This is a genomic window from uncultured Agitococcus sp., from assembly GCF_937920075.1.
Classification (GTDB): Bacteria; Pseudomonadota; Gammaproteobacteria; order Pseudomonadales; family Moraxellaceae; genus Agitococcus.
Genome location: NZ_CALETI010000323.1, coordinates 1 through 11373, shown reverse-complemented (window position 1 = coordinate 11373; position 11373 = coordinate 1). Strand labels below are relative to the sequence as shown.

Annotated in this window: 9 protein-coding genes and 1 pseudogene; 2 read left to right on the top strand and 8 right to left on the bottom strand. The window is 39.9% G+C overall.

Going from position 1 to position 11373, the window contains the following annotated elements; all coding sequences use genetic code 11:
• The 6 genes and pseudogenes from Q0212_RS11245 to Q0212_RS11220 all read right to left on the bottom strand — a co-directional run.
• Positions 1-688 (bottom strand): annotated as a pseudogene (locus Q0212_RS11245) (hypothetical protein); the annotation flags it as partial.
• An 87-nt stretch (positions 689-775) separates the two neighbouring features.
• Positions 776-1570: an ABC transporter ATP-binding protein gene (locus Q0212_RS11240; RefSeq protein ID WP_297925494.1), complete on the bottom strand. Its 795-nt coding sequence runs from the start codon at positions 1568-1570 to the stop codon at positions 776-778.
• A gap of 118 nt (positions 1571-1688) precedes the next feature.
• Entirely contained in the window at positions 1689-2537 is an 849-nt protein-coding gene (gene ntrB, locus Q0212_RS11235; RefSeq protein ID WP_297925492.1) for a nitrate ABC transporter permease, read from the bottom strand.
• An 11-nt stretch (positions 2538-2548) separates the two neighbouring features.
• Positions 2549-3847 (bottom strand): CmpA/NrtA family ABC transporter substrate-binding protein, encoded by a 1299-nt coding sequence (locus Q0212_RS11230; RefSeq protein WP_297925489.1) that lies wholly within the window; start codon positions 3845-3847, stop codon positions 2549-2551.
• Between the two features lie 530 nt (positions 3848-4377).
• On the bottom strand, positions 4378-4953 hold the full coding sequence (locus tag Q0212_RS11225; protein ID WP_297925487.1) for an ANTAR domain-containing response regulator: 576 nt from the start codon (positions 4951-4953) through the stop codon (positions 4378-4380).
• An 81-nt stretch (positions 4954-5034) separates the two neighbouring features.
• Positions 5035-5625: a DUF1285 domain-containing protein gene (locus Q0212_RS11220; protein ID WP_297925485.1), complete on the bottom strand. Its 591-nt coding sequence runs from the start codon at positions 5623-5625 to the stop codon at positions 5035-5037.
• A 349-nt stretch (positions 5626-5974) separates the two neighbouring features.
• Here Q0212_RS11220 and Q0212_RS11215 point away from each other — a divergent pair, with 349 nt between their 5' ends.
• Positions 5975-7612 (top strand): electron transfer flavoprotein-ubiquinone oxidoreductase, encoded by a 1638-nt coding sequence (locus tag Q0212_RS11215; protein ID WP_297925498.1) that lies wholly within the window; start codon positions 5975-5977, stop codon positions 7610-7612.
• Between the two features lie 410 nt (positions 7613-8022).
• Positions 8023-8808 (top strand): MBL fold metallo-hydrolase, encoded by a 786-nt coding sequence (locus tag Q0212_RS11210; protein WP_297925483.1) that lies wholly within the window; start codon positions 8023-8025, stop codon positions 8806-8808.
• A 36-nt stretch (positions 8809-8844) separates the two neighbouring features.
• On the opposite strand, the gene glnG is transcribed toward Q0212_RS11210, so the two are convergent.
• Both glnG and glnL read right to left on the bottom strand, forming a co-directional pair.
• Positions 8845-10278, bottom strand: a complete 1434-nt coding sequence (gene glnG / locus Q0212_RS11205) for a nitrogen regulation protein NR(I) (protein WP_297925480.1) — start codon at positions 10276-10278, stop codon at positions 8845-8847.
• Positions 10262-11371: a nitrogen regulation protein NR(II) gene (glnL, locus tag Q0212_RS11200; protein WP_367175900.1), complete on the bottom strand. Its 1110-nt coding sequence runs from the start codon at positions 11369-11371 to the stop codon at positions 10262-10264. Before glnL ends, glnG begins: the two co-directional genes overlap by 17 nt.
• Between the last annotated feature and the right edge of the window lie 2 nt (positions 11372-11373).

The window sequence follows — 11373 nt, the reverse complement described above, 5'->3', positions numbered from 1 at the left end:
GAAAAGAGCCAGCAGGAGACACATTTTGTGCCGCATTAGTTGCTGCTGCCGCATCGTATTCAACACCATAATAAAAGGCACTGGCATTAACACCAAAATCACCTGCAACATGGCTATAGCGCACATTTAACATCGGTGCAGAAACTGGAAGAACTTTGCCCACAATGTTATGCACTTTGTTTACATAAGCAAGGTTAAATGTGGTGCTTGGTACTAAGACTTTATTTACATAACTAATAGCATCAAAAGTTTGGTCATTTTGCCGCCAAGCAACATCACCCACAAAACGGGCATTATCATAAACAATTTTTTGACGACCTACTTTTGCACCATAGGCTTCAATAAAGATTTGGTTTATTTGAGTCAATGATGGGTCGGCAATGATGCCATATTTGGCATTGCCATTAATGGTACTGTTATAATCTTCTTTGCCAAAGTTAGTCACATCTTCAAATTGAATAAAACCTGTAAATCCTTGATAATCAGCCGTTTTATAAGCTAATGTGCTGCGAATCGTGGCAGCGGTTGCCTCTTTGGTAGTCGTAAAATCAACCCATTCAGTACGCAAACGAATATCCATATTAGCTTTACCGCCACCAATGGCCGTCATTAACTCTTGAGCATCAGCTAAGACCAAACTTGGACAAACTGTCGCTAAGCTAATTGCGCTTACTAATAACTTTTTCATGTCAATACCCCTAAATTTAGGCAAAAACTTACTTACAGGGTTGCGAATACAACCCCAAAAATCAAAAACTTATTTCGTAGATAAAAACTATGCGGCGGCAGGACGTAGATGTTTCTTATATAAGAACTCTAAGACAACAGAGCGCAAGTGGTGATAATGTGGGTCGTTAGCTAGCTGCATACGGTCACGCGGTTTAGCTAAATCGACGGTAAGAATGTCGCCAATCGTTGCAGATGGGCCATTGGTCATCATCACAATCCGATCAGACAATAAAACGGCCTCATCAACATCGTGCGTTACCATCACGACAGTAGCTTTGGTATCAGCGACAATTTTTAATAATTCATCTTGTAAATGGGCGCGTGTTAAGGCATCCAACGCACCAAATGGCTCATCCATTAATAAAACTTGTGGCTTCATGGCTAATGCACGAGCAATACCTACCCGTTGCTTCATACCGCCTGAAATTTCTTTTGGATATTTATGCGTTGCATGGGTTAAGCCAACCAGTTTTAAGGCAGCATGAGTACGTTCTTGTAATTGTTTTTTCGTTTCTTTATCACCAAAAACACGCTCAACGGCTAAATAAACATTATCAAAGCAGGTTAACCAAGGTAATAAAGAATGGTTTTGGAAAACTACACCACGATCTGGGCCAGGTCCTGCAATTTCACGGCCATTACACACTAAGAAGCCTTGGCTTGGTAAGGTTAAACCTGCAATTAAGTTTAACAAGGTTGATTTTCCGCAACCTGAGTGACCAATTAAGGAAACAAACTCACCTTCATCTATCCCTAAGTTAATATCCCGCAAAGCTTCAAAGGTGCCTTTTTTGGTTTCAAAACGCATGGCGACATTTTCGATGCTAACGTACTTATTCATCTTACACCTCTACTCTAAAGCTAGAGCTTGAATTTTGGCCAAGCCTTCCCTAATCCCCCTGATTTCAGGGAGTTTTGGATTAGAGAAGGGATCGAATTAATTAATAACTGGAGAACTATTAGCCTTCGTATGAGAAACGTTTGGCTAAGAGTAATAAGGCTTGTTCGAGTAATAAACCAACAATACCTACCACGAAGATGGCGATTAAGATGTGCTCAACATTGAGGTTATTCCATTCGTCCCAAACCCAGAAGCCTAAACCAACACCACCCGTTAACATTTCAGCAGCCACAATCACCAACCAAGCCACACCGATGGATAAACGGATACCTGTTAATAAATAAGGCAAGCTGGATGGAAATAAGATAGTGGTAAATACTTTCCATTCTGACAATCTTAAAACACGAGCCACATTCAAATAATCTTGTGGAACTTGTGATACACCTGCCGCCGTATTCAAAATGATTGGCCAAATACTGGAAATAAAGATTACCCAAATGGATGCTGGCTCGGCTGCTTTGAAAACTAACAAACCAATCGGCAACCATGCTAAAGGCGATACAGGACGCAACAAGGAAATGATCGGTGCAAACATTTGATTAATAAACTGCACTCGTCCCAAAATAAAGCCCAGTGGAATACCAATTAAGGCAGCCATACCAAATCCTAAACCCACACGCCCTAAAGAGTTTAAGATGTTCCAACCAATCCCTTGGTCATTAGGACCATTGTTATAAAATGGATCAGCAAACAACTCAATTGCTGATGTCCATGTTGATGCAGGACCTGGCAATTCTGGACGGAAGTGATGCAATACAGCCCACGCAAAAATAAACAGAGCAATCCCTAATGCAGGTGGAAAAGCCCAACGAACCATCGCAGCTGGTTTAACCATAATAGCAGGCATTTGACGTTTACTCACTTTAATAGGAGGAGCAACAGTTGCATTGGTAACAGTTGTAGTCATGATTCACCTCATTAAGCTTTAATCGCAAAACTTGAGGCATAAGCTTTAGGATTAGAACCATCCCAAACTTTGCCATCAATCAACTTACTGCTACGCATTGGGCTAGACGGTAATGGTACGCCTAATTGTGTAGCGGCTTCTTTATACATATCGATTTGGTTGATAGATTTAGCCACTGCTAAATAGTCCACCTCTTTCTTCAACAAGCCCCAACGTTTGTGTTGAGTTAAGAACCACATACCATCAGACAAATATGGGAATGACACTTCGCCATTACGATAGAACTGCATTGGGTGAGCATCTTTCCACTTACGGCCAATACCATTGTCATAATTACCCAAGAAGCGTTGTTCAATCACTTGCTCTGGTGCATTGACATAAGATTTATCTGCAATCAACTTGGCCACCGCAGGACGATTTTTTACATCATCAATATAACGAGATGCTTCTAACACTGCCATTAACATAGCACGTGCAGTGTTGGGATATTGCGTTACAAAAGCTTTAGTACAACCTAAGACTTTTTCGGGATGATTTGGCCAAATTTCTTGAGTGGTTGCGGTAGTAAAACCAATGCCATCACTGATTGCACGCGCGCCCCACGGTTCACCCACACAATAACCATCCATATTACCGACACGCATATTTGCAACCATTTGTGGAGGTGGCACAACAATGGTTTTGACATCATTCATTGGATCAATACCATAAGCAGCTAACCAGTAGTACAACCACATAGCATGTGTACCCGTTGGAAAGGTTTGTGCAAAGGTATATTCACGCTTATTAGAATCAATCATGCGCTTTAATGAACGACCATCAACCACACCTTGTTCTTTTAATTGATTCGATAAAGTAATCGCTTGGCCATTTTGGTTTAATGTCATCAAGACAGCCATATCCTTAGCAGGCCCACCAATGCCTAATTGCACACCATAAATCAAACCATATAACACATGAGCAGCATCTAATTCGCCATTATTTAATTTATCGCGGACACCTGCCCAAGAAGCTTCTTTGCTTGGGGTAATTTTGATACCGTATTTTTTATCAAAACCTAAAACTGATGCCACAACAATAGGCGCACAGTCAGTTAAGGGAATAAAACCCACTTTCACTTCTGTTTTTTCGGGTTTATCACTACCTGCTGCCCATGCACTGCTTGATAAGCTCATTATTCCGCCTCCTAATAACCCCGCTCCTGCCGCAGCTGCCGATTGTTTTAAAAAATCACGGCGGCTATGAGCATTATCAGCAGTAGTTTCAGTTGTTAAAATTAAATTTGTTTCGTCTTTAGGCAAGTGCACCATGATCATCAACCTCAATCTTGGTAACGCCACCTCTAGATTTATTAGGTGTTTATACAATTCCAATGCCAACACACCATAAATAACGAAGGTTTTGTTACATGATTTATTAAAAAGAGTTTTTTATCCTCAAAAACCCTAACAAACACCCAAAAAAAAAGCGTCCTTCGGCTGTGAAGCCTCCAGACGCCAGTGTCCCAACTTGTCGTTGACCTATGTACTCACATAAGTCAGCAAATCTGTATTAACTTAAAGGGATTTTAATGATCCACTTTAATTGCGTAGCCAACTTTGGCCATTTATCGCTGTCACTTTATATATAGCAACTGTTGTGCCAAGTTTTTAAATACTCAAAAAAGCTTATTTTCACTATTTAGGTGCATGTTTTGCACCATGATAGTGATTGGTGCATTATTTATTGACTCAGATTGCGCAGGTGATGCACTAATAAAGCAATAAATCACAAATAAAATGCGCCAAAATAAAAAACCGCCCTAAAGGCGGTTTTTTGAAGTGCTATTTAATCTGTTTATTTAGGCTAATAAATCATTCATCGCTAAAAGCTTTTGAGCCACATCAACAATCCGAATATTGCGATCCATCGCCATTTTACGCATAGCATGATAAGCCTCAGACTCAGTCATTCCCCGTAATTGCATTAAGATACCTTTAGCACGCTCAACAACCTTACGCTCATTTAGTTTAGATTCTGCTTGACGAATTTGACTCATCAAGGCTTGATCTTGCTCAAAACGAGCTTGTGCGACCTCCAAAACAGCACTTAAACGAGCTACATCAATGTCTTCAACCACATAAGCTGATACGCCTGCTTTAATTGCTGCTTTAATAGCGGCAGGTTGTGTATCTTCACTCACCATAACAATAGGCCTTGGCTCATCTTGAGTCACCACACAAATTTGCTCTAACACATCTCGGCTAGGTGATTCGGTATCAATAATCACCACATCTGCCTTCAGTTCTGCGACACGCTTAGGAATCATCAATGCTGATGTTACTTCTTCAACAACCTCACATCCCGCTTGTATTAAGGCAGTGCGTAAACGACCCACTTGTTTATTGGTGTCGTTAACCAACAAAACTTTTAACATTGCCTTGCTCCAAAACTGCTAAATAAAAAGCTTTAAAGCAAAGACTATGCCAAACAGACAAAAAACATCAAACTTTAAATCTTAATCAAAAACATCTGCCAAATAAAAGTATTGGCCTGCACTAGCAATGGCATAACAAGATTTATCTTGTAAATCAATACATTCTGCCCATTCAACTAACTGATAAAAAACGCTTCGTGTTAGCAACGCATCCAATTGATCACGAACTCTGATATAAGGTCTAGGCTCGCCTGCATCATTATAATTTACCCATAGCGCGTGTTGCTCATCAATAACCACAACATCTTCTGTCAAGGTTTTAAAACGTAAATAGGCAACACCATTTTCAACAACTCTTTCCACATGTGATGCTAATAATGGCGCATCTTCAACCTGAATACGAACCTTCTCCACAGGTGTCACTAAATAAAAATGACCATCTTCTTCTTTACGCAAAATTGTACTAAACAATTTGACTAAGGCATGTCGCTGAATCGGTGTCCCTTGATAAAACCATTCACCATTCGCTTTAATTTGCATATCAATCTCACCACAATAGGGTGGATGCCATTTATGAATCGGTGGCAAACCTTTAGGTACATTCCCCTGTTCATCTTGCAACAAGCGCGCAATAGTTAAAGGGTCTGCTTTGATTTGTGAATGCTGAGTCATAACAATTCCTGTAGATTGTCTAACAAAATATCGTATAAAACTTGTAAACTACCGCAACAATACAAAACGCTTATCATAAAAGCGAATGATTGACTTATTTAGCTGTAACTTCATCGTGCTTAGCCATTGAACAAGGGCAAGACCACACGTTAAGTTAAGCAAAGATAAGCATTTATAGGTGTATTATTGGTGGTTTTAACCAAAATTGCGATTAATTTGCGATTTTTAGCCAACATTCTGTCGTAAAGAGTTGGCCTTTATACCCTATGCTTTTATACTATCGCGCCTAAAATTTTAGACTAGCTTACCCCAGCTAAATTGCGAGGAGATTAACGTGGAAAGAGAAGCAATGGAATTTGATGTCGTCATCGTTGGTGGCGGCCCCGCTGGTTTATCTGCAGCGATTCGTTTACGTCAATTAAGCATTGAATCTGGCCATGATATCTCGGTATGTCTGGTTGAAAAAGGTTCTGAAATTGGCGCACATATTTTATCTGGTGCAGTCTTTGAGCCACGCGCTTTAAATGAATTATTTCCAAATTGGAAAGAAGAAGGCGCACCACTCAATACGCCTGTTATCAAAGACGAAATTCACTTATTGTTTAGTGAAACTCGTAGCAAGCTTATGCCTGATTGGGCTGTACCAAAAGCCATGCACAACGAAGGTAACTACGTTATTAGCTTAGGTAACTTAGTTCGTTGGTTAGGTACAAAAGCTGAAGAGTTAGAAGTTAACCTCTTCCCAGGCTTTGCAGCTTCTGAAATTTTATACCATGAAGATGGTAGCGTAAAAGGTGTTGCGACTGGTGATATGGGCATTGGCAAAAATGGCCAAAAGAAACACTCTTACACCGCAGGTTATGAATTACACGCTAAATACACCTTATTTGCTGAAGGTTGCCGTGGTCATTTAGGCAAACAATTAATCAGCAAGTTTGAATTAGACAAAGACCGTGACCCACAACATTACGGTATTGGTATTAAAGAACTTTGGGAAATTGATCCTGCCAAACATAAAGCAGGTTTAGTATTACATGGTTCTGGCTGGCCATTAAGTGAGTCTGGCAGTGCTGGCGGTTGGTTCTTGTATCACGCTGAAAACAATCAAGTCACTTTAGGTTTGATTACTGACTTAGCATATAGCAACCCATACTTATCACCGTTTGATGAAATGCAACGTTGGAAACACCATCCTGTCATCAAACATTATTTAGAAGGTGCAAAACGTGTTTCTTATGGTGCACGTGCCATTATTAAAGGCGGCTTAAACTCCTTACCTAAATTAACTTTTGCAGGTGGTTGTTTAATTGGTGATGATGCAGGCTTCTTAAACTTTTCCAAAATCAAAGGCTCTCATACTGCCATGAAATCTGGTATGTTATGTGCTGAAGCTGTGTTTGAAGCCTTAAAAGACGGCCGCGAAGGTCATGACGAAGTCACGACTTATACTGAAAAATTCGAAAATTCTTGGTTATATGAAGAGTTACACCGCTACCGTAACTTTGGCCCAGCCATGCACCGCATGGGCTTCTTAATGGGTGCGGCGTTCAACTTTATCGACCAAAACATTTTGCCTGGTGGTTTCCCGTTCACTATCCATGACAACAAACCAGACTATGATTGTTTAGATCGTAAAGATTTGGCGCGTAAATTGGAATATCCAAAACCAGATGGCAAAATCAGTTTTGATAAACTGTCTTCTGTGTTTATTTCTGGTACAAACCACGAAGAAGATCAGCCGATTCATTTACAGCTCAAAGACCCCAACATTCCAATGAGCAAAAACTTGCCATTGTATGACGAGCCAGCTCGTTTATACTGCCCTGCAGGTGTGTATGAAGTGGTTTCTTTAGCGGGTGAACAACGCTTACAAATCAACGCTCAAAACTGCGTACATTGTAAGACTTGTGATATTAAAGATCCCTCTCAAAACATCAACTGGGTAACACCAGAAGGTGGTGGTGGGCCTACATATCCTAATATGTAAACTTAATTGCCATTTAGGGACTTAGACTCATCTAAGTCCCTCTACTATCAAATTAATCGTCTATATTTCCTCATTCTCTCATCAACAAATATTCACCAGTAAACAGCTAATCTGGCTACTCAATCACATATCTGACCATTAGTCATTTCATGGGACACCAATTAACAAGCTTAGATGTTATCATTAACCTTATGAAAAGCATGGTTATAGGGCTATTAGTGTTTTGATTGTAATTGCAAAATATCAATAGCCTCTCATCTATGCTTAAAACTCCAACATCTTTAGGACTGACACAGTGATTTAGTAGCTGTTGACGTTTTGCGTATGGGCAATCAAAAAATCAAGTATTATTGATTACATGTATTTGTGACAACACTAAGCCAGTTCTAGTCTTTTTATTTAGGCGCATTATGAGTTCGAATGCTTATATTTTGTTTGATAATGGCTCTCACAAATGTATTAGTTTTTCCACATTAGTCAAAGGTGAAGGGGTACAAGCTAATCAATTTTTGATTATTCATGATAAACACGCGGCAGTGATTGATCCTGGTGGAGATTTGACTTACACACCATTAACATTAGAATTGATGAAACATATTCGACTCCAATCACTAGACTATGTTATTGCCTCGCATCAAGACCCTGACATTATTGCATCTATGCCTCGCTGGTTAGTACATACCAGTGCCACAATTGTTGCCTCTAAATTATGGGCAAGATTTTTACCACATCTCACCTCAGCATTTATGAGTGAACGTATTAGAGATGATTTCTCTGAGCGTTTGATTGAGCTACCAGATATAGGACAAGATATTCCTTTTGGTGACAGTGTCATTAAAGCGGTACCAGCACACTTTTTACATTCTGTTGGTAATTTCCAATTTTATGACCCTGTGTCAAAAATTCTATTTTCTGGCGATATGGGTGCATCTTTGGTTGATGATGCTCAACATCCAGTTAGCAATTTTGAAGCACATATTCCTAGCATGAAAGGCTTTCATCAACGTTATATGTGCTCAAATAAAGTCACTAAATTATGGGCAAATATGGTGAGAACAATGGATGTGGAGATGATTGTTCCTCAACATGGTCAACCATTTGCTGGTAAGGAAATGATCAATAAATTTTTAGATTGGATTTCAGATTTAGAATGTGGCATAGATTTATTATCACAACATAATTATCGCTGCCCATAAGTGAGATGTAGGGCGATTTAATCGCCCTAACCATGACTAATCTTCATCATCCTCGCCACCAACCTCCATTTTTAACTCTTTAATTTTGCGAGTTAAGGTATTTCGCCCCCAACCTAAGACTTCGGCAGCATCACGACGACGACCACCTGTATAGTTTAAAGCGGCAGTAATCATAATTTTTTCAAAGGTAGGTAAGGCTTGCTCTAACAGCATTTTTGTGCCAGAAGAAAGCTCTTTACGCGCCCACTCAGCTAATGCTTGCTCCCAAGACTGAGCAACTCTCACCACTTCATGACTGCTAATTTGTTGTAATTCTGGTGGCAAATCTGTTGGCAAAATCTCTCGGCCCGAGGCCATCACTGTTAACCATCGACAAGTATTCTCTAGTTGACGGACGTTACCAGGCCACGGCAGCTGTTGTAAGAAAGTAGCCGTTTCTAATTTTAAAACTTTTGGCTCGACATTTAATTCTTTTGCTGCTCGAGCCAAAAAATGCTGTGCCAGCATGGGAATATCTTCACGACGATCGCGTAAACGAGGAATATGTACACGAATCACATTTAAACGATGATATAAATCTTCCCTAAACTTACCCTCAGCCACTAAACGCTCTAAATTTTGATGAGTTGCGGCAATAATCCTGACATCAACTTTAACAGGTATATGCCCGCCTACTCGATAAAACTCACCATCGGCTAATACCCTTAATAAGCGAGTTTGGGTATCTAAAGGCATATCACCTATTTCATCTAAAAATAATGTGCCATGATTAGCTTGCTCAAAACGACCTTGACGTAATTGATTGGCTCCCGTAAATGCACCTTTTTCATGACCAAATAATTCTGACTCCATTAAATCTTTAGGAATTGCTGCCATGTTTAAGGCAATAAATGGGCGACTAGTGCGCGGTGAATGGCGATGCAAAGCGTGTGCAACCAATTCTTTACCTGTACCAGATTCACCATTAATCAAAACAGTAATATGCGAGTGTGATAGCCTACCAATAGCACGAAAAACTTCCTGCATCGCTGGAGACTCACCAATAATATCTACACCTTTGGTTTGACTAAGTGCAGGCAAGGTGTTTTGAAACTGCTCGTGATGATGCGCAATTGCTCGTTTAACTAAATTTATTGCTTCATCAACATCAAATGGTTTGGGTAAATATTCAAATGCACCGCCTTGATAAGATGAAACCGCCGAATCTAAATCAGAATGAGCGGTCATAACAATGACAGGAATATCAGGATAATCGACCCGAATTTTAGCTAATAATGTTAATCCATCAATATTTGGCATTCTAATATCGGTGACAATGGCATGAGGCTGCTCTTTTTGCAATTTGCTTAACAACACTTGAGCATCATCAAAGGCAGTTGCCTCTAATCCCTCTTGCATTAATGCTTTTTCTAACACCCAACGTATAGAACGATCATCATCAACTATCCATACTTTATCGTTTGCTGGCATGGCCATTCTCCAAAGGTAAAAAAATACTAAACACTGTTTGCCCAACTCGAGATTCACACTCAATCAAACCGTGATATAAATGAACAATATCTTGAGCAATTGCCAAACCCAACCCTGAACCACTCGCACGCCCTGTCACCATCGGATAAAAAATCGTATCAATTAAATGTGCAGGAATACCAGGCCCATTATCAATAATATCGACTCGCAACACTAAACGATGACGCACCGAACCAATGGTAAACTGTCTTTGTGCGCGTGTTTTTAAGGTGATCATTGGCGGCAATTGTTGCTTAACATTTTCGCGTAATGCTTGTAAGGCATTACCTGTAATATTCAAAATAGCTTGAATGAGTTGATCTGGATCAGCAGTTAACTCTGGCAAAGATAAGTCATAATCGCGGACAATACTTACCTCGCCTTCGGCTTCAACCAAAATTAAAGAGCGAACACGTTCCAAGCATTCATGAATATTAATAGATTGTAAATCTGGTAATTTGCGTGGCCCCAACATTCGATCAGCCAAATTTCGCAAACGATCAGCTTCTTCAATAATAATTTGGGTATATTCTTTAAGATTATTGTCAGGTAATGCTCTTGCCAATAACTGAGCCGCACCACGAATTCCACCTAATGGATTTTTAATTTCATGGGCAACACCACGCACTAATTGCTTAGTCACTTGATGATTGGACAAAATAGATTCTTCACGTGAAATACGCAATAAACGATCAATTTGTTGAATTTCAATTAATAGTTCTGGTGGCTGATTCGGCGTTAATAATGATGCCACCGTATAATCGACAACCACTTCTTGAATACCTGCCACACGCAAACGAGCTTCACGTTTAGTAAAAGGATGGGCAGTTTTGAGAGTATTTGCCATTTTATGCAATGTACTGTCGCCATCAGTATCAAAAAATATTTGCGCCAATGGTTGACCTACTGCTCGACTTCGACTAACGGCCAATAACATTTCAGCCGATGGATTAAGATAAGTTAGACATAAATGCTCATCCACTAACAGCACTGCTGTGGTTAAATGCTCTAACAAGAGTTTGTAGCTAGGTGGATTCAACACTATATTCCTCAAGA

Excerpts from the sequence above, each read along its gene's own strand:
- Q0212_RS11240 (WP_297925494.1), bottom strand. The coding sequence starts at position 1,570 with ATGAATAAGTACGTTAGCATCGAAAATGTCGCCATGCGTTTTGAAACC.
- ntrB (WP_297925492.1), bottom strand. The coding sequence starts at position 2,537 with ATGACTACAACTGTTACCAATGCAACTGTTGCTCCTCCTATTAAAGTG.
- Q0212_RS11230 (WP_297925489.1), bottom strand. The coding sequence starts at position 3,847 with ATGGTGCACTTGCCTAAAGACGAAACAAATTTAATTTTAACAACTGAA.
- Q0212_RS11225 (WP_297925487.1), bottom strand. The coding sequence starts at position 4,953 with ATGTTAAAAGTTTTGTTGGTTAACGACACCAATAAACAAGTGGGTCGT.
- Q0212_RS11220 (WP_297925485.1), bottom strand. The coding sequence starts at position 5,625 with ATGACTCAGCATTCACAAATCAAAGCAGACCCTTTAACTATTGCGCGC.
- Q0212_RS11215 (WP_297925498.1), top strand. The coding sequence starts at position 5,975 with ATGGAATTTGATGTCGTCATCGTTGGTGGCGGCCCCGCTGGTTTATCT.
- Q0212_RS11210 (WP_297925483.1), top strand. The coding sequence starts at position 8,023 with ATGAGTTCGAATGCTTATATTTTGTTTGATAATGGCTCTCACAAATGT.
- glnG (WP_297925480.1), bottom strand. The coding sequence starts at position 10,278 with ATGCCAGCAAACGATAAAGTATGGATAGTTGATGATGATCGTTCTATA.